We start from the raw sequence: 18553 nt of genomic DNA on the forward strand, positions 1-18553 counted from the left end.
GTGGACGAAATGACGTACGCGCCCGCGACCGGCGCGCTGGCCTGGACGTGGGCGCTCATCGCCCTGCCCGCGCTCGGGGCGGCGATATTGCTGCTCGCGGGCCGCCGCGCCGACAAGTGGGGCCACCTGCTCGGCACCGCCACCGTCGGCGCCGCCTTCGCCTTGGCGCTGGCGCTGTTCGCCTCGCTTTCGGGGCTGGACAACAAGAGCGTCCACATGGACCTGTTCACGATCATCTCCGTGGGCGAGGTCCAGATCGACGCGAGTCTGTTCCTCGACCCGCTGAGCGCGATCTTCTGCCTGCTCATTACCGGGGTCGGCTTCCTCATCCACGTGTATGCGATCGGCTACATGTCGCATGACGCGGGGCGCCGGAGGTTCTTCGCCTACTTCAACCTGTTCGTGGCCGCGATGCTCGTGCTGGTCCTGGGCGGCAACTACTTCATGACCTTCATCGGCTGGGAGGGCGTGGGCCTGGCCTCGTACCTCCTGATCGCGTTCTGGCAGCTCAAGCCAGCCGCCGCGACCGCCGGGAAGAAGGCGTTCCTCGCCAACCGCGTGGCCGACGTCGGGTTCCTCCTGGCGCTGTTCACGATGCTCGGCACGCTCGGCACGGTGGACTTCGCGGGGGTCTTCAACGGGGCTGAGTCGCTCACGACCGGCACCAGCCTCGCGCTGGGGCTGCTGCTCCTGGTGGCCGCGTGCGGCAAGTCCGGGCAGTGGCCGTTCCAGACCTGGCTCCCGGACGCGATGGAGGGCCCGACCCCGGTGTCGGCGCTCATCCACGCGGCCACGATGGTCACCGCGGGCGTGTACCTGATCGCCCGCTCCAACGTGATCTTTAGCCTCAACGCCGACGTCCAGACCGCCGTGGTCGTCGTCGGGGCCCTGACGCTCCTGTTCGGTTCGATCGTGGGCTGCGCGAAGGACGACATCAAGCGGGTCCTGGCCTGGTCCACGGTCTCGCAGATCGGCTACATGTTCCTCGCGGTGGGCCTGGGCGGCGGCGCTTACGCGCTCGGGATCATCCACCTGCTCGCGCACGGGTTCTTCAAGGCCGGGCTGTTCCTCGGCTCCGGTTCGGTCATGCACGCCATGAACGACCAGACCGACATCCGCCGCTTCGGCGGCCTGTGGCGGGTCATGCCGTGGACGTACGCGACGTTCGCGGCCGGGTGGGTCGCGATCATCGGCCTGTTCCCGTTCTCGGGCTTCTTCACCAAGGACCCGATCATCTACGCCGCGTTCGCCCGCGAAGGCTGGCAGGGCTGGGTCACCGGCGGGGCCGCGCTCCTGGGCGCCGCGCTCACCGCGTTCTACATGACCCGCCTGTTCGTGCTCACCTTCCACGGCCCGAGGCGCTGGACCGAGGACGTGCACCCGCACGAGTCCCCGGCGATCATGACCGGCCCGCTGGTCGTGCTCGGCCTCGGCTCGCTGGCCGCGGGCGGGCTCATGGCCTCCCCGGTCACCACCTGGCTCACGCCGGTGTTCGGCGAGACCCATGAGGCCCACGGGCACTTGACGCACACGCAGGTCACCATCGCCGCCACGGCCGTGGTGGTGCTCGGCGCGGCCCTGGCGTGGTTCCTGTTCCGCCGCGGCACCGACGAGGTGCCGCGCGCGGCGGCCTGGCCGGTCCGATTGGCCCGCGCCGACCTCGGCGGCGAAGCGGTCAACCGCGGCGTGCTCGAACGCCCCAGCCGCTTCGCGGCCGGCGCGGCCGTCTCCATCGACGCCCGCGGCGTCGACGGGGTCGTGAACGGACTCTCCGCGGCCGTCGGCGGGACCTCGCGGCGGCTGCTCGCGCTCCAGACCGGCTTCGTCCGCTCCTACGCCCTGTCCATTCTGTCCGGCGCCGTCATCGTGGTGGCCGCGCTCATGGTGGTGGTCATCCAATGAACGAACTCCCATTGCTGTCGGCGCTGGTCGCCGTGCCGCTGATCGGCGCGATCGTGGTCGCCTCGGTCAGGCGTGAGCAACCCGACGTGGCCCGCTGGACCGCGCTCGGGTTCTCCGGGGCCGTCGCGGTCATCGCCGCGCTCGTCGCGCTCGGCTTCGACTACGGCGACGGGGCCCCGTGGCTCCAGTTCACCGAGTCCTACACCTGGATCGAGGCCTGGGACCTCAACCTGTCGTGGGGCGTCGACGGGATCGCGCTGCTGATGGTGCTGCTCACCGCCGGGCTGACCCCGATCGCGATGCTCGCGGCCTGGCGGGACCTCGACGCGGTGCAGCGCTCGGTGCCCACGTTCTTCGCGCTCATCCTGGCCCTCCAGGCCACGATGCTCGCGACGTTCCTGGCCTCCAACGTGCTCTTGTTCTACTTCTTCTTCGAAGCGATGCTCGTCCCGATGTACTTCCTCATCGGCTCCTACGGCACCGGCCCGAAGAAGCAGTACGCCGCCGTCAAGTTCTTCCTGTACTCGCTGCTCGGCGGCCTGTTCATGCTCGTGGCCGTGATCGCGTTGTGGGTCAACAACGGCGGGGTCTTCGACTGGCAGACCCTCGTGGCCTCCGAGGCGATGGCCGACGGGACGCTCCAGAACTGGCTGTTCCTCGGGTTCTTCCTCGCGTTCGCGATCAAGGCCCCGTTCTTCCCGTTCCACACCTGGCTGCCCGACGCGGGCGGGGCGGCCCCGGCCGCAGTGGCCGCGCTGCTGGTCGGCGTCATGGACAAGATCGGCACGTTCGCGATCCTGCGCTACTGCCTCCCGCTGTTCCCCGACGCGACGAAGACGTTCGCGCCGTGGGTGATCGGGATGAGCCTCATCGGGGTGATCTACGCGGCGTTCGTCGCCATCGGACAGACCGACCTCAAACGGCTGGTCGCGTACACCTCGATCGCGCACTTCGGGTTCATCGGCATCGGGATCTTCGCGTTCACGCAGACCTCGGCCACCGGCGCGGTGCTCTACATGTTCAACCACGGCCTGGCCACGGGCCTGTTGTTCATCGTGGTCGGGTTCCTCGCGCTTCGCCGCGGCTCGGCGCAGATCGCCGACTACGGCGGGGCCGCCAAGACCCTGCCGCTCTTGGCCGGGATCTTCCTGTTCGCCGGGCTCGCGTCGCTCTCCTTGCCGGGCACGGCCCCGTTCATCTCGGAGTTCCTGGTCCTGTTCGGCGCGTTCACCGAGAACGGCCCGGTCGCGGTGGTCGCCGCGCTCGGGATCATCCTCGCCGCGGCCTACGTGCTGTGGATGTACCAGCGGACCATGCAGGGCACCCGCAACCCGGCGCTCGACGAGGTCCCCGCGATGCGACGTGACCTCACGATCCGCGAGAAGGCGCTCGTCGCGCCGCTGGTGATCGCGATCATCGGCTTCGGGTTCTACCCGCAGCCGCTCATCGACACCGTCGAGCCGGCCGTCGAGCACACCCTCGGGTTCCTCGCCGAGAACCCCGAAGACCTGCCCGCCGCCGAAGGAGTCAGCAATGAATGAGGTCCAGATCGACTGGGGCGGCCTGGCCCCGATGATCATCGTCTTCACAGCGGCCTTCGCCGGGCTCCTCGTTGAGGCCTCGGTGCCCAAGGCCGTGCGCCTCCCCGTGCAGGTCGCCCTCGCCGTGGTCGCACTCGGCGCGGCGTTCGTCGCGGTCGTCCTCAACGCGGGCAAGAGCGCCGCGGCGTTCACCATCGAAGGCGCCGGGATCGGCTCGGTGATCCTCGACGGGCCCGGGCTGTTCCTGCAAGGGACCATCGTGCTCCTCGCGGTCGTGGCGATCCTGCTCCTGGCCGAGCGCCGCACCACCCGCGGCGGCGACTTCGTGGCCGAGGCCGCCGTCGTGGCCGACTCGGCCGCCGACATCGAGCAGCGCAGCGAACCCGGCGCGACCGAGATCTTCCCGCTCACGCTGTTCGCCGTGGTCGGCATGATGATGTTCGTGACCGCGGGCGACCTGCTCACCATGTTCGTGGCCCTGGAGATGTTCAGCCTCCCGCTGTACCTCCTGTGCGGCCTCGCCAAACGCCGCCGCCTCATCAGCCAAGAAGCCGCGCTCAAGTACTTCCTGCTGGGCGCGTTCGCGTCGGCGTTCTACGTGTACGGCATGGCCATGCTCTACGGCTTCGCCGGGACGGTGAACCTCGCCGAGCTCGGCCAGGCCGGCGTCAGCTCCGGACAGCCGCGGATGTTCCTCTACATCGGCGTCGCCATGATCGCCGTGGCGCTGCTGTTCAAGGCCGCCGCGGTCCCGTTCCACATGTGGACCCCCGACGTCTACACCGGCGCCCCGACACCGGTCACCGCTCTGATGGCCGCCTGCGTCAAGGTCGCCGCGTTCGGCGGGCTGCTGCGGGTGTTCAACGTGGGCCTGGCGTCCTCGGCGTGGGACTGGCACCTGATCCTCACGATCATCGCCGTCGCCACCATGATCGGCGGCGCGATCTTCGCCGTGACCCAGCGCAACATCAAGCGGCTCCTGGCGTACAGCTCCATCGCCAACGCCGGATACCTGCTCATCGGGGTCATCGCCCTCGGCGACGCGGTCGGCCAGACCATGTTCTACCTGGCCGCCTACGGGTTCACCGTGCTCGCCGCGTTCGCGGTCGTCTCGCTCGTGCGCGACGGCGACGAGGAGGCCACGCACCTCTCGCGCTGGGCCGGACTCGGCAAGAACTCCCCGGGCACGGCCGTGGTCGTCACGGTCCTCATGCTGGCGCTGGCCGGACTCCCGTTCACCAGCGGCTTCGCGGCCAAGTTCAACCTGTTCACCGCCGCGCTCCAGGCCGACGAGCTCGGGCTGGTGATCGTCGGCGTGATCTCCTCGGCGATCCTGGCGTTCCCCTACCTCCGGGTGGTGGTCCTGCTGTGGCTCAACGAGCCCGCGCCGGACGCCCCCACGGTCAACCTCCCCAGCCCGATGGCGGGTACCGTGGTCGCCGCGGGCGTGGCCGCCACGATCATCCTGGGCGTGGCGCCCGGTTTCCTGCTCGACATCGTGGAGCAGGCAGGGACGTTCCTAGGGACCTGACGTAAGACGAACAAAGCCGCGGGGAGCATCGCTCCCCGCGGCTTTTCTGTTCGACTAGTGGACCGTTTCGAGTTCGCCCGTCTCGGCGAGCTCGCGGTCGATCTCCTCGAACAGCTCGGCCGCGGCGAACCAGGCCCTCGCCGCGCGGGTGCGCAGCAGGAGGAGGGTCGCGGTCGGGAACGAGCCGCAGACGACGAGCATCACGGCGGCGCTGAGGAAGAACGGGGCCTCGTCGGGGAAGGTCGCGAAGTAGGCGCGGCCCAGGATCCAGGCGTACATGCCCAGCGGGATGATCGCCAGCGCCCACCAGGCGGCCTTGACGGCGTGGGCGCGGCGCTGGCCCAGGCGGATCGCGATGAACGGCATCGAGACGGTGATGGCCACGCTGAGGAGGATCGTGACCGCGTTCTCCAGGCCGATCCCGGAGATGATGTCGAGCATGGTCTCGTGGCTTGAGGTCGACCTCGTGGCGTCGAACAGGAACCGCAGCCCCATCGAGTACACGAAGAGGATGGCCGCGAACTGGAGCCAGACCACGCCTTGCGCTGCGAGGACGGTCTTCGGCTTGACAGGGGGCCCGGCATGGCTGGGTCGCACTGCTCTCCCATCTCGGCGCCCGCGACGCGCCGGAGGATCGTCCGGCGGATCAGCGATCGACACCGGGACCGGTCAGGGGGGCCGCACTCCAAAGGGGGAACCGCGGCCCTTCGAAGATAGCGAACCGCGACCACCCGCGGTGACCCGGTGCGCGCCAGAACACACCCCGACCAGCCCACACCCGTGTGAGGCTAGGCGAAGGCCGTGGTGTCGAGGGAGAAGTCGAAGGGGGCGGGAATCTGGACGGGCTTGCCGAACGCGACCGCCGTGTGAGTCTGGTATCCGCGCTCTGAGGGGTCGGAGTAGACGGTGAGCCGCTGCTGCTTCATGTCGAACAGCAGGTAGACAGGGACTGACCGACCGTAGATGTCGAGCTTGATAGTGAGGTCGTTGCCGCGGGTCGAGGTCGAGGTCAGTTCGCCGACCAAAGCGAGCGATTCACTTGGCGCGAACGGGGTGTCGTTGACCGCGATTTTCGGATCGACAACATAGATGTCAGGGCCCAACGCCCCGTGTGCTGATGGAAAGATGAACTTGAACGGGCTGTCCGAGGCGATGAAGCCGTCGGGCGTGTGGGTCTCGAGCTGACGGAGTACCGACTTCATCGGCTCGAAGTAAGTCCACCTCGACCACGGCGACACGACGATGTTCCCCCCGAAGACCTCGACATTGTGACCGGGAACGTCCATCGCGTCCGCAAAGGCGAGTTGCTCACGAAACTCCCGTTCCGCGCCATCATAGTCAATCGCGTCGTTTGTCTCCCGTGCGAGGGCCATGACCATCGTGCCTCCTCGTTTCGACCGCGCCCACAATCGCAAGCACTCTCGATTATTGCAGGTGTCCAGTCAATCGGGTCAAGCGTCGCGTTCGATCATGTAGTCGCAGATGTCGACCAGGGCCTTTTGGGCGGGGCCGTCGGGGAGGGATCTGGCCAGGGTTCGGGCGCGTTCCTGGTACTGGTGGAGGGTCTCTTTGGCCTGGTCGAGGGCCTTGGAGGCGCGCAGGAGCGTCAGGGCCTCATCGAGGTCGGTCTCGGCGACCGGGGCGGAGACGAGGGCTCGCAGGCGCTCCTCGGCCGGGTCGGAGCCGGCGAGGGCGTAGAGCACGGCGAGGGTGGGGACGCCTTCGAGGAGGTCGGTGCCCGGGGTCTTGCCCGAGGTGTCGGACTCGATGTCGATGATGTCGTCGGCGAGCTGGAACGCGACCCCGATGACCTCGCCGAACTCCTCGGCGGTGGCGATCGTGGGCTCGTCGGCCCCGCCGAACCAGGCCCCGAACTTCGCGCACGTGGCGATGAGCGAGCCGGTCTTCTCCGAGAGGATCTCCAGGTGCCACTCGACGGCGTCGATCCCGTCGGGCCGGGGCATCGTCTCGTTGATCTGGCCGCGCACCAACCGTGCGAACGTGGCGGCCTGGAGGCGCACCGCCTCGGTGCCGAGCTCGGACATGATCTGCGCGGCCTGGCTGAACAGGTAGTCGCCGGTGAGGATCGCCACCGAGTTGTCCCAGCGGGCGTTCGCGCTCGGAGCGCCGCGCCGCAGCAGGGCCTCGTCCATGACGTCGTCGTGGTAGAGCGTGGCCAGGTGGGTCAGTTCGAGGGCCACGGCCGCTTCGAGGAGGTTCGGGCGGCCCGGGTCGCCCAGGTGCGAGCACGCGAGGGTGAGCATCGGGCGGAAGCGCTTCCCGCCCGCCCGGATGAGGTGGGACCCGGACTGGCGCAGCAGCGGCTGATCGGTGTCGACGGCTTTGAGCAGCCGCTCCTCGACCAGTTCGAGGGAGGCCCGCATCTGTTCGGCGAAGGCCTCGTCGGTGAACGTCAGCGAGGTCTGGGCATGTCGGGTGGTCACCACAGGCTCACCTTATCGTGTGCGGTCGGGAGCGGCCACGGCGCGGGAACGGGGAGTCGCCCGGGCCGCAGCGAGCATCGTCAATGCCGGGCCCGCGCGGCCACGGCGCTGCCCAGGACGATGAACAGGGACGACGCGGCCATCGCGCCCGCCACGGCGATCCAGCCCGCGCTCCACCCGGCGTGGTGCACGAGCAGCCCGAAGCTGAAGGGCCCCAAGGCCCCTCCGAGGAAGATCCCGGTCTGCGTGACCGAGGTCGCCAGCGCCGGAGCGTCGGGGTAGCGGCTGGTCACGGCGTGGTTCATCAGGCCCGGCCAGGCCCAGCCGAGCGCGTAGGCCGCCACGGTGCCGACCGGGAGGAGCCAGGGGAGTTCGAACAGGTAGGTGGCGATCCCGGCGGCCCCGCCGAGCAGCATGAGGGAGATGACGAGGAACTCGCGGCCGGTGCCGCGGTCGCCGACGGCGCCGAAGCCGGTGCGGGCGATGACTCCGGCGATGCCGCCGATGGTGAGGTTGAGTCCGGCGAAGCTCTCGGAGCCGCCGATGTCCACGGTGTACGTGGTCAGGAACGAGCCGATCGGGGTCGCGGCGGTGGCCCCGAGGAACGTGGCCGCGGCGAACAGCAGGAGCGTGGGGTCGAGCGGGCCCGGGGTGTTGCGCCGTTCGCGCGGGGCGGGGCGGCCGAGCCCTGCGAGGGGCACGAGCGCGGCGAGGACGAGGACCGCGCCGAACACGAAGGCCCAGCGCCAGCCGATGGTGAGCGCCACGACCGGCACGGAGAGCCCGCCGAGCATGATGCACAGCGGCACGGAGGCCTGTTTGGCGCCGAACAGGAGTCCGCGCCGCTTCGCGGGCGCCCATTCGGTGAGGACGGTGTTGGACGCGAGCTGGCCGAGGCCGTTCGCGGGCGCGCAGAGTACCAGGAAGACGGCGAGCACGATCGGGTCGTGGGCGAGGCCTGCGATCCCGGCGAGCGCGCAGGCCGAGAGCGCGACGGCGACGCGGGCGGTGACGAGCGCGCCGAAGCGGTCGACGAGGCGTCCGGAGGGGACGGTGGTGAGCGCCGAGATCGCGAAGTAGAGGCCGGTGACGAGGCCGATCTGGCTGACGCTCATGCCGAGTTCGGCGGCGACTTGCACCGCGAGGCCGCCGAAGAGGAACAGCGGGAGCACGGCGGCGACTTGGACGCTCATCGCCGCGGTGACGGTGGTGGCGATGGTGGGGCGGGTGGGGGCGGTGGTGGAGGCGGACACCTTGGAAAGCGTACTCCAAGCGGTCGGCTCGACCCGATTCCTGTTCACATCAAGGGAATCGCCCGTTCTGCGTACCTATTACGGGTGAACGATCTTGACGCGTGCACGCAGCGTGTGCGAACGTGGACTTCGGCGTCACCGATCGCTCTCGCAGTCGGGTGCGGCCGCGGTTCGCAGCCAGGTCGAGAACATGCGAAACGCGGCGGCCCTGGTGGGAGGGAGCCGCCGCGTTTCGGTTATTCGATTTGTTCCGCGGTGGTGACGAGGAAGTTTGGTGGGGACTCGACATCGCCACCGCGGTGTGTCCGCGACCGGCGAGCCGGACCGCGAACGGTGCTGACACATTGATACTGCCCCGAATGCGACCGTGACGCAACCGGCTGTTGTTTATATAGTTAGAACCCAGCCGATCGGGCCGGTGCCGAACCAGGCGCCCGGCCGTCCGATCAACGGTGCGCAATTGGAGCGGCGGCATGGTGGAGCAGCGGCGACCAGGTGACGAGTCGCATGGTGATGCGAGGCGCGCGGAGGGCCACCGGGCGCGCAGATCGAGACCGGAATCACCGGTCCCCAAGGCCCCGAAGCGGATCGGGGTGTTCCCGGCCGACAAGTCCGAGCCCACGAAGCTCATCCAGTCCGTCCAGCGTGCACTGCGCATCATGGAGCTGGTGGGTCGCCATGCCGACGGGGTCTCGGCTCCGAGGATCGCGTTCGAGTGCGGCCTCAACCGCGCCACGGCCTACAACCTCCTGCGCACGCTCGTGTACGAGCGGTATCTGCGCCGTGACGAGGAGGGACGGTATTCGCTGGGTCTGGAGGTCTCCGACCGCTACTCGGAGCTGACGAGGGCGATGGCCGGGCCGAGCACGTGCGGCGACTACATGCGCCGCATGTCCGGCGAGACGGGCTACTCGACGTTCGTGGCGCGCTTCGTGGAGGGCCGCCCGGCGGTCACCGACGTCATCGAGGGCAACAAGAGCCCGCACGTCGAGGAGCTCATCGTCGGCTTCGACGACGGCGCCCACGCCACGGCCCTGGGCAAGGCGCTGCTGGCGACGCTCCAGCCGATGGACCGCGCCCGGTTCCTGCGCGCGGCGGGGATGCGGAAGTTCACCGGGCACACGCTCACCGAACCGGACGCGTTCGAGTACGACCTGGCCGTCTACGGCGAGTCCGGGGTCTACGCCGAGATCGGCCAGTTCAAGGACGGCGTGGCCTGCGCGGGCGTGGTGGTCCGCGAGGACGGGAACCCCTCGGATCGGATCGTGTTCGCGGTGGCGATGCCCTTGGAGCACATGAGCCGGTCCTGGTCGATCCTCACCGAGCAGCTGCGCGTCGCCGCGGCCGAACTCCAGCCGCTGTTGCACTGAGGCACAACCGAACCGCGCCGCCGCCGCGTCCTTGAAGAGATCGACCGACGATCGCCGAGAGGACACACGTGAAGCGACAGTGGAGCACAGGCGCCGTTGCCATGATCGCGACGGCCGCTTTGGCGGCCGCGTCGGCCTGCACCGGAGACACCGGTGACCAGGGCGCGAGCGGCCAGAACGGCACCTCCGACGAGGACCGCCTGCTGGAGATGATCAACGAGGGCAGTCGGATCGAGGCCGAACTCGACACGATCGAGCTGCGGGTGGTCAAGCAGTGCCTCGAAGACGAGGGCTACACCGTCCATGACGAGATCGAACTCATGGGCTGGGAGGCGGTCCCGATCACCGGCCTGTTCACCGAGTACCCGCACTCGTCGTTCCTGCCCACGGCCGAAGAGGCCGCCGAGGAGGGCTTCGGGTTCTGGCGGACCGCCGACGAGGACGCCGACGTGGAATGGGGCGAGGACGACCAGGGCGAGCAGATGCCCGACAACACCGCCTGGGAGGCGCTCTCGGAGCGGGAGCAGTACGACTGGTACGAGGCCTTCTACGGCGCGGAGCACGCCGAGGAGTACTACCGCTTCCTGATCGACCCCGACGCCCCGACCGGCCACGAGGGCGGCGGGCGAAACAACGACGACGACGAGGGCGAGGACGGGGAGATCGGCGTCTCGGACGGCGTGGCCTTCACCGCCCCCGAGCCCGGCGGCTGCCAGCGGGAGATGATCGACGCGCTCTACGACGACCTGCGCCTGGTCGAGGAGGTCAGCCTCGAAACGGACGAGACCCACGCGTACTGGCGTTACCGGCCCGAGAACCCGACCTGGAACGAGGAGTCCCGCATCGCCGTCGAGGACGAGTACCTCAGCCGCGTCCGGGGCGCCGAAGGCGACCTGATCGAATGCCTCGTCGAGCGCGGCCAGAGCGACTGGGAGTTCAACGACCACGGGCAGGTGCTCGTGTACGAGTACTTCAGTTCGCTCTACTGGGGCGAGGACGCGGGCGGGGTCGAGCTGCCCGAGGACGCGCCCACCGATTTCGAGGGCAAGAAGGCCCACGAGATCGCGACCGCCGTCGACTTCGCCGAATGCGGCGACGCGAGCGGCTACCGCGAGACGGCCGCGACGGCCTACACCGAAACACAGGTCGAATACTTCGCATCGGTCGAGACCGCCTCGTACGCGTGGCAGGAGGAGATGCGGGCGGTGCTCGACGAAGCGCAGAAGCTGCTCTCCTGACGCGGACGCGAAACGGCCGGCCCCCGAGGGGCCGGCCGCTTCACGATTCGCTACAGGACGGTCCAGGTGTCGCCGGAGTTCAGCAGCCGGTCGAGCGCTTCCTTCCGGTCCACGCCCGCCGCGGCCTCGTCGACCTGGGTGCGCACCCCGTGGTCGTAGGTCGGGCGTTTGACATTGCGGAACACCCCGATCGGGGTGTGGTCGAGCGCCACGCCGGACAGGCGCGAGAGCGCGAACGCGTACGACGGGTCGTCCACGTCGGCCTTGTGGACCACGACCTCGGACTCGTCCACGTCGGCGGCGTCCTTGACCTGGAGGCCGTACCCCGACTGCACGACGACCTTGTCTCCGAATCGGATCGGCTCGCCGTCCTGGAGGCGGATGATCGCCTCGTCGCGGGTGTCGGGGTTCTTCAGGATCTCGAACGCGTTGTCGTTGAAGATCGGGCAGTTCTGGTAGATCTCCACGAACGCCGAGCCCTCGTGCTCGGCCGCGGCCCGCAGGACCTCGTGCAGGTGCGCGCGGTCGGAGTCGAGCGTGCGGGCCACGAACGTGGCCTCCGAGCCCAAAGCGAGCGAGAGCGGGTTGAACGGCGCGTCGACCGAGCCCATCGGGCTGGACTTGGTGAGCTTGCCCGGCTCCGAGGTGGGGGAGTACTGGCCCTTGGTGAGCCCGTAGATCCGGTTGTTGAACAGCAGGATCTTCAAGTTCACGTTGCGGCGCAGCGCGTGGATGAGGTGGTTGCCGCCGATCGACAACGCGTCGCCGTCGCCGGTGACGACCCACACCGACAGGTCCGGGCGCGAGACCGCCAGGCCCGTGGCGATCGCCGGGGCGCGGCCGTGGATCGAGTGGATGCCGTACGTGTTGAGGTAGTACGGGAACCGCGAGGAGCAGCCGATGCCGGACACGAACGCGATGTTCTCGCGCTCCAGGCCCAGCTCGGGCAGGAACGACTGGACGGCCGCGAGGATGGCGTAGTCGCCGCAGCCGGGGCACCAGCGCACCTCCTGGCTCGACTTGAAGTCCTTGGCCTTCAGCTTGGGGGCGTCGAGCTTGACGTCAGCCATTCTTGATGACCTCCTCGAGGGCGTCCTGGAGTTCGTTGGAGGTGAACGGCAGCCCGCGCACCTGGTTGTAGCCGACCACGTTCGTGCCCGGGAAGTTGCCGCGCAGCAACAGCGCGAGCTGGCCGAGGTTCATCTCGGGGACCACGACCTTGTCGTAGCGGGCGAGGACCTCGGCGGTGTTCTTCGGCATCGGGTTGAGGTAGCGCAGGTGCGCGCGGGCGATCGAGACGCCCTTGTCCCTCAGGCCCCTGACGGCCGCGCCGATCGGGCCCCACGTCGAGCCCCAGCCCAGGACCAGCGTGTCGGCCTCGCCCGGGTCGTCCACTTCGAGGTCGGGCACGTCGACCCCGGCGATCTTGGCCGCTCTGGTGCGCACCATGTGGTCGTGGTTGGCCGGGTCGTAGGAGATGTCGCCGGTCTTGTCGGCCTTCTCGATGCCGCCGATGCGGTGCTGGAGCCCGGGCGTGCCCGGGATCGCCCACGGCCGCGCGAGCGTCTCGGCGTCGCGCAGGTAGGGCAGGAACACCGGCTCGCCCTTGGCGTCGACGCCGTTGGGCTCGGTGGCGAACTCGACGGTCAGGTCGGGCAGGTCGGCGGGCTCGGGCAGCAGCCACGGCTCGGCGCCGTTGGCGATGTACCCGTCGGAGAGCACCATGACCGGGGTGCGGTACGTGGTGGCGATCCGGGCGGCCTCCAGCATGATCGCGTAGCAGTCCGAAGGGGACTGCGGGGCGAGCACGGCGACGGGGGCCTCGCCGTGGCGGCCGAACATGGCCATCACCAGGTCGGCCTGCTCGGTCTTGGTGGGCAGGCCCGTGGAGGGCCCGGCGCGCTGCACGTCGACCACCACGAGCGGCAGTTCGAGCGACACGGCGAGCGAGATCGTCTCGGACTTGAGCGCGATGCCCGGTCCCGAGGAGGTGGTGACGCCGAGCGCCCCGCCCCACGAGGCGCCCAGGGCCGCGCCCACGGCCGCGATCTCGTCCTCGGCCTGCACGGTGGTCACGCCGAAGCGCTTGTGCTTGGAGAGCTCGTGGAGGATGTCGCTGGCCGGGGTGATCGGGTACGCGCCGAGGAAGACCGGCAGGCCCGTGGCCACGCCCGAGGCGGTGATGCCCCACGCGAGCGCCTGGTTGCCGGTGATGTTGCGGTAGGTCCCGGCCGCGAGCTTGGCCGGCGGGATCTCGAAGCGCACCGCGAAGGCCTCGGCGGTCTCGCCGTAGTTCCACCCCGCGCGCAGCGCCGCGATGTTGGCCTCGGCGATCGCGGGCTTGGCCTTGAACTTGCCGCGCAGGAAGTCCTCGGTGGCCTCGGTGGGCCGCGAGTACATCCAGGAGACCAGGCCGAGCGCGAACATGTTCTTGGAGCGCTCGGCGTCCTTCTTGCTCACCTCGTGCTCGGCGAGCGCGCCGATGGTGAGGCTCGCGAGGGCGACCTGGTGGACCTGGTAGTTGTCGAGCGAGCCGTCGTCGAGCGGGTTCACGTCGTAGCCGACCTTGGTGAGGTTCCGCTTGGTGAACTCGTCGGTGTTGACGACGATGGTGCCGCCGGCCTTGAGGTCGCCGAGGTTGGCCTTGAGCGCCGCGGGGTTCATGGCGATGAGGACCTCGGGCTGGTCGCCGGGGGTGAGGATGTCGGTGTCGGCGAAGTGGATCTGGAAGCTCGACACGCCCGGGAGCGTCCCGGCGGGGGCCCGGATCTCGGCGGGGTAGTTCGGGAGGGTCGACAGGTCGTTGCCGAGCTTGGCGGTCTCCGCGGTGAAGCGGTCACCCGTGAGCTGCATGCCGTCGCCGGAGTCCCCTGCGAAGCGGATGACGACCCGGTCGAGCTGCCGGACGGTGTTCACCTAGTTCTCCTCTTGCGGGTGCGGGGGCGCGCAGGGTCATGCGGCGCTTCGGGCTTGGGGGAGCGGGGCTCCGCCGGTCTTACTTGCGATGCTACGCGGGCCCGCACCCGCCGCGCCAACCCCGCGACGCGGGCGCGATGTAGGCGACACCACTTCGTGGCCCAACTCTCACTGGCTGGGACGCGCTCGCCCCTGAAGTGACACAGACCTCTGGTTTCGGCATGTCGGGAGTAGTCCTCAGGTCCTAAGACCGTCCCGGATCGTGGAAGCGGGGACGCGATGGAGACTGAGGGAAGTCGCCGATCCGACTCGCGGGAGGACGGTGGGAGGAGCGGGGCGAGACGGCGGGAGGGTGCGGGGCCGGACGGCGGGGCGGAGGGAGCGGCGGCGAAAGGGAGGCGTGACGCGCGGGGCCCGAGAACGGCGGGCGCGGGGCGCGGCGCGGCGGGCGGCGCAGCTTCGGGAGGGTCGGCGGGCGCGGGGCGCGGGGCGCGGGGCGCGGGCGGCGCGGACTTCGTCTCGGGCGCCTGGGCGGGGCGCTCCGCCTCGCTCGCCTCGGAACGCGACGCAGTCTCGGCGGGCGACGCGTCCTCCACCTCGGGAAACTCGGCAGCAGGCGCGGGACGCGGTGCGGCAGGCGGCGCCGCCTTCGCCTCGGGCGCCCGGGCGGGGCGCTCCGCCTCGCTCGCCTCGGGGCGCGGCGCTGTCGCCCCTGGCGCTGCGTCCTCCGCCGACCTTGCGGGGCGCTTCGCCGCCGTCGCGGCCTTCGCTTCGGGCTTGCGCGTCGAGGCCTCCGGTCTCGGCTCCATCCAGTCCTCTGGGACTCCCGGCGGGCGTTTCGGGGCTCGTTTCCTTACGCCCCCATGACCTTCACCGGGCTCTTTCGCTCCCGGCCACGGCTTCACCACTCGTGAGGCCAGGACGAAGTCCTTGCGCAGCGGGTGGCCCTCGAACTCGGGCGCGAGCAGGAGCGGGCGCAGGCCGGGGTGGCCGGTGAAGTCGACGCCGAACATCTCGTGGGTCTCGCGCTCGTGCCAGTCCGCGCCCGGGTACAGGTCGATCACCGAGGCGATCGCGCCGGTGGCGAGCATCGCCCGCAGGAGCACCCCGCGCCGCTCGGCCACCGACCACACGTGGGCCACGACCCGGAAGCCCTCGCCTTCGTCCACTGCGGACAGCCAATCGAAGAAGTCGCAGCCCATCTCGTCCCGGCAGGCGCGCACCGCGTCATGCCACTGCTCGGGCTCGACGTCGGCGACCGCGCGAGGACCGTCCGCTCCCAGCTCCTCGACGCCGAGCGCGGCGCGGACGCGGGTCTCCCAGGGGTCAGTCACGACTCGACCTCCCGGCCGGAAATCCTATATCATATAGGATATATCCTATATGGTCAGTCACGGGGCCTCCGCAGGAGCGGGCGCAGGCTCGGCTTGCGCAGCGGTTCGGCGGCGATCTGCTTCTGGAGCTGCCCGATCCCGTACAGCAGGGCCTCGGGGCGCGGCGGGCAGCCGGGGATGTAGACGTCGACCGGGATGATCTGGTCCACGCCCTTGGTCACGCAGTACGAGTCCCAATAGGGCCCACCGGAATTGGAGCACGCGCCGAAGGAGATCACGTACTTCGGCTCGGGCATCTGCTCGTAGAGCCGCTTGATCGCCGGGGCCATCTTGTCGGTGACAGTGCCCGAGACGACCATGAGGTCGGCCTGCCTGGGCGAGTGCGCGAACGGGATGACCCCGAGGCGCATGAAGTCGTGGCGGCTCATCGACGCCGCGATGAACTCGATCGCGCAGCACGCGAGCCCGAAGTTGAAGACCCACAGCGAATACCGCCGGCCCCAGTTGAGCACGAAGCGGATCGGCTCACCCAGCACCCCTGAGCCCTCACCGGAACGCGAGGGGAACGGGAGCTTCACCGCCATCGCAGGACTCCTTTCCTCCAGGCGTACGCCAGCCCCAGGGCCAGGACCCCCACGAACACGCCCATCTCGACCGCCGCGGCGGCCCCGAACTCGCGGAAGACCGCGGCCCACGGGAACAGGAACACGGCCTCGACCGCGAAGAGCACGAACAGGAACGCGTACACGTAGTACCGGATCTGGACCTGCGCCCAGTCGCCGCCGACCGGGTCCACCCCGCACTCGTAGGTGAGCCCCTTTTCGCGCGTGGGCTCGGCGGGCCGCAGGACGCGGTTGGCGGTCATCGCCGCGGCCACGAACGCGAACCCGGCCAGCAGCAGCACCCCGAAGACGGCGTAGTCGCCGAGCGAAGAGGTTCCCATACCGACACCCTAGTGCCGCCAAGGGTCCTGGGGAACCCGTGAAACCGCTCGCTTCGGATTCGGTGGGCGCGAGGCGGATCTCCCCCATACGCGCCGCAACCGTCCGGCGCCTGCGGGCGTGTGTTGTACGAAGAGGATTCACGCCGAAGGCGGCGCCCGGACCTCGGCCGACGCCGAGGGCCGCCCCGCCCGGACGTGGCCTGCGACCACGACGAACAGGAACGCCATGACCGCCGCCAGCGCCCCGCCGCTGACCAGGGCCTCCAGGCCCCCGGCCGATGCCGCCCGCGCGGCCGCGGCGGTGGACGGCGAGTTCGCCGCTCTCGTGGGAAGCTGGACGGAGACGACGCACCGCGAGCCTCGAGACGGCGCGGACATGTCGACCCCGCCTCGCGTCTGCGCCTTTGAGAAAGCGACAATGGTCGCCGCCGGGCACGCGCTGGAGGGCCCGATGGTTGCCCTTGTCCCCCCTACCTGTGCTGGAGCGGATGTGCGAACGGAGGCGGAGTTCACCGACCTCTACGAGAACCACTTCTCGGAGCTCGCTGCCCAGGTGTGCGCTTATCTCGGCGATGCCACCGAAGCGCAGGACCTGGTGCAGGAGGCCTTCCTGCGGGCGTGGCAGCGCTGGGACAAGGTCGGCGGCTACGAGGAGCCGGTGGCGTGGGTGCGCCGCGTGGCGTGGAACCTCGCCACGAGCCGCCACCGCCGCAACCAAGTCGCGCGCAAGTTCCTCCAGAAGTCCTCGGCCCCTGAGGCGGCTCCGGCCGCGAGCCCCGATCACGTGGCGCTGGTCGAGGCGCTCAAGCTCATTCCGGCGAAGCGTCGCCGGGCGATGGTCATGCACTACATGGCCGACATGACGATCAGCGCGATCGCCGAGCAGACCGGCGCGCGCGAGGGCACCGTGAAGTCCTGGCTGCACCGCGGCCGCAAGGAGTTGGCCGCGCTGCTGGCCGACGAGACCCCGGGCGCGAGGCGCCGCGCGGAGGACCCGGACACGATGCCGATCCGCATCCGGCGCGGGATTCCCGGCGCGCGGGTGCCGCGGTCGTCCGGCCGCCGGGCTTCGGTGAAGGAGGACCGTTCATGAGCTTCGATCGCGACGACGAGACGGTCGCCGAGGCCTTCGCGAGCCTGAAGGCCTCCGCGTCCGAGCAGTTCCCGCCGCCGCCGGTGCACGAGCTGATGCAGCGCGGCCCGGCCGCGCTGCGCCGCCGCAGGCTGGTCTCGGTGGCCGCCGTGGTGGGCGCGTGCACCGCGGTCACCGCGGGCGGCTTCGCCGTGGCCTCGACGCTCGGCCCGCTCGCGAGCGGCCCCGAGTCGGCCGAGACCGGCACGGCGGTGACGAAGGACGCGAACTCCGAGGACGAGCACTACGAACCGTCGGGGAGCCCGGCCGCGCCTGAAGGCGAGGACGGCGAACCGGCCACGGCCACGACCCCACCGGGCGACGTGTCGGCGATCGTGCTCGGCGGCCCGTTCACCGGGACCTGGGCGGACGCGTGCGCGACCGGCCCGCAGGAGGCGGACTTCGCGACCTGGACGATCACGGCCGACACGGGCTGGTCGATCGACGCGGTGGCCGAGGGCGACGCGGACGGCGACGGCGATGCCGAGACGGTCCTGGCGCTGACCTGCGAGAACGCGACGGGCGTGGCGGCGTTCACGATGGACGAGGAATCCGAGGACGGCCCGGTCCTCTCCTCGTTCGCGTGGGTGTGGCAGCCAGAGGGAACGGCGGAGTTCGAGCAGATCGTCGCGGTCGAGAGCGGCGAAGTGGTCCTGAACGGCACGAGCGCGGACACGGCGTGGACCGAGCGCTTCGCATGGGACGGCGAGTCCTTCGCCCCGGTCGAAGTACCGCCCACGGCGGACCCGACTACTCCGAGCGAAACGCCGAGCAGCCCGACCCCCTCGGACACCCCGACGACGGACGCGGCAAGCGCGACCACGGCAACGAGTTCGTAAGGCAAAGCGCGTGGAGTCGTCGCGGCGCGGGCTCGCCGGGTTGAAGCCCGCGTTCAAAGCGGACGGGTCGGTCACGGCCGGTTCGTCCTCGCAGATCTCGGACGGGGCCG

16 protein-coding genes and 2 pseudogenes are annotated in these 18553 nt (G+C 70.0%); 8 read left to right on the forward strand and 10 right to left on the reverse strand.

All coding sequences use genetic code 11. The features are described from left to right. Positions 1–9 precede the first annotated feature (9 nt). From nuoL to nuoN, 3 genes are read left to right on the forward strand one after another with little or no spacing between them, the layout of a single operon-like run. Entirely contained in the window at positions 10–1902 is a 1893-nt protein-coding gene (gene nuoL / locus AB0B28_RS03620; protein ID WP_360115854.1) for an NADH-quinone oxidoreductase subunit L, read from the forward strand. After that, on the forward strand, positions 1899–3443 hold the full coding sequence (locus AB0B28_RS03625; protein WP_360115857.1) for an NADH-quinone oxidoreductase subunit M: 1545 nt from the start codon (positions 1899–1901) through the stop codon (positions 3441–3443). The genes nuoL and AB0B28_RS03625 overlap by 4 nt, the downstream gene beginning before the upstream one ends. Then, a complete protein-coding gene (gene nuoN, locus AB0B28_RS03630; protein ID WP_360115860.1) occupies positions 3436–4974 on the forward strand; it encodes an NADH-quinone oxidoreductase subunit NuoN in 1539 nt (512 codons plus the stop codon). Before AB0B28_RS03625 ends, nuoN begins: the two co-directional genes overlap by 8 nt. A gap of 54 nt (positions 4975–5028) precedes the next feature. Here nuoN and AB0B28_RS03635 read toward each other — a convergent pair whose 3' ends face one another. The 4 genes from AB0B28_RS03635 to AB0B28_RS03650 all read right to left on the reverse strand — a co-directional run bounded on the left by AB0B28_RS03635 (position 5029) and on the right by AB0B28_RS03650 (position 8671). Further along, positions 5029–5571, reverse strand: coding sequence for a hypothetical protein (locus AB0B28_RS03635; RefSeq protein WP_360115863.1), 543 nt, complete (start codon positions 5569–5571; stop codon positions 5029–5031). Between the two features lie 191 nt (positions 5572–5762). Next, positions 5763–6353 carry a Uma2 family endonuclease gene (locus AB0B28_RS03640; RefSeq protein ID WP_360115866.1) on the reverse strand — a complete coding sequence of 197 codons (591 nt, stop codon included), beginning with the start codon at positions 6351–6353 and terminating at the stop codon, positions 5763–5765. Between the two features lie 72 nt (positions 6354–6425). Continuing rightward, positions 6426–7358 (reverse strand): polyprenyl synthetase family protein, encoded by a 933-nt coding sequence (locus tag AB0B28_RS03645; RefSeq protein ID WP_360115929.1) that lies wholly within the window; start codon positions 7356–7358, stop codon positions 6426–6428. Between the two features lie 140 nt (positions 7359–7498). Next, complete coding sequence (locus AB0B28_RS03650; RefSeq protein ID WP_360115869.1) at positions 7499–8671, reverse strand: MFS transporter; 1173 nt, start codon at positions 8669–8671, stop codon at positions 7499–7501. Between the two features lie 593 nt (positions 8672–9264). Here AB0B28_RS03650 and AB0B28_RS03655 point away from each other — a divergent pair. After that, positions 9265–10041: a helix-turn-helix domain-containing protein gene (locus AB0B28_RS03655; RefSeq protein WP_360115872.1), complete on the forward strand. Its 777-nt coding sequence runs from the start codon at positions 9265–9267 to the stop codon at positions 10039–10041. A 101-nt stretch (positions 10042–10142) separates the two neighbouring features. Next, positions 10143–11279, forward strand: a complete 1137-nt coding sequence (locus tag AB0B28_RS03660; RefSeq protein ID WP_360115875.1) for a hypothetical protein — start codon at positions 10143–10145, stop codon at positions 11277–11279. A gap of 50 nt (positions 11280–11329) precedes the next feature. On the opposite strand, the gene AB0B28_RS03665 is transcribed toward AB0B28_RS03660, so the two are convergent. The 6 genes and pseudogenes from AB0B28_RS03665 to AB0B28_RS03690 all read right to left on the reverse strand — a co-directional run bounded on the left by AB0B28_RS03665 (position 11330) and on the right by AB0B28_RS03690 (position 16850). Further along, the gene (locus AB0B28_RS03665; RefSeq protein WP_360115878.1) at positions 11330–12349 is read right to left on the reverse strand and encodes a 2-oxoacid:ferredoxin oxidoreductase subunit beta; all 1020 of its coding nucleotides are present in this window, start codon (positions 12347–12349) and stop codon (positions 11330–11332) included. After that, complete coding sequence (locus AB0B28_RS03670) at positions 12342–14195, reverse strand: 2-oxoacid:acceptor oxidoreductase subunit alpha (protein ID WP_360115881.1); 1854 nt, start codon at positions 14193–14195, stop codon at positions 12342–12344. Before AB0B28_RS03670 ends, AB0B28_RS03665 begins: the two co-directional genes overlap by 8 nt. Beyond that, positions 14192–15529: an NADH-quinone oxidoreductase subunit C gene (locus AB0B28_RS03675; protein ID WP_360115884.1), complete on the reverse strand. Its 1338-nt coding sequence runs from the start codon at positions 15527–15529 to the stop codon at positions 14192–14194. Before AB0B28_RS03675 ends, AB0B28_RS03670 begins: the two co-directional genes overlap by 4 nt. A gap of 104 nt (positions 15530–15633) precedes the next feature. After that, positions 15634–16113: pseudogene (locus AB0B28_RS03680) on the reverse strand (NADH-quinone oxidoreductase subunit B family protein); the annotation flags it as partial. After that, positions 16104–16472, reverse strand: a complete 369-nt coding sequence (locus AB0B28_RS03685) for an NADH-quinone oxidoreductase subunit A (protein WP_360115887.1) — start codon at positions 16470–16472, stop codon at positions 16104–16106. The pseudogene AB0B28_RS03680 and the gene AB0B28_RS03685, both read right to left, overlap by 10 nt. A gap of 138 nt (positions 16473–16610) precedes the next feature. Continuing rightward, entirely contained in the window at positions 16611–16850 is a 240-nt protein-coding gene (locus AB0B28_RS03690) for a hypothetical protein (RefSeq protein WP_360115890.1), read from the reverse strand. 112 nt (positions 16851–16962) lie between these two features. On the opposite strand from AB0B28_RS03690, the gene AB0B28_RS03695 reads away from it, so the two are divergent. From AB0B28_RS03695 to AB0B28_RS03705, 3 genes and pseudogenes are all read left to right on the forward strand, one after another. Then, positions 16963–17565, forward strand: coding sequence for a sigma-70 family RNA polymerase sigma factor (locus AB0B28_RS03695; RefSeq protein ID WP_360115893.1), 603 nt, complete (start codon positions 16963–16965; stop codon positions 17563–17565). Then, entirely contained in the window at positions 17562–18443 is an 882-nt protein-coding gene (locus AB0B28_RS03700; protein ID WP_360115896.1) for a hypothetical protein, read from the forward strand. Before AB0B28_RS03695 ends, AB0B28_RS03700 begins: the two co-directional genes overlap by 4 nt. A 7-nt stretch (positions 18444–18450) precedes the next feature. Continuing rightward, positions 18451–18553 (forward strand): annotated as a pseudogene (locus AB0B28_RS03705) (hypothetical protein); the annotation flags it as partial.

It is taken from the genome of Glycomyces sp. NPDC046736 (genome assembly GCF_040645615.1).
Classification (GTDB): domain Bacteria; phylum Actinomycetota; class Actinomycetes; order Mycobacteriales; family Micromonosporaceae; genus Glycomyces.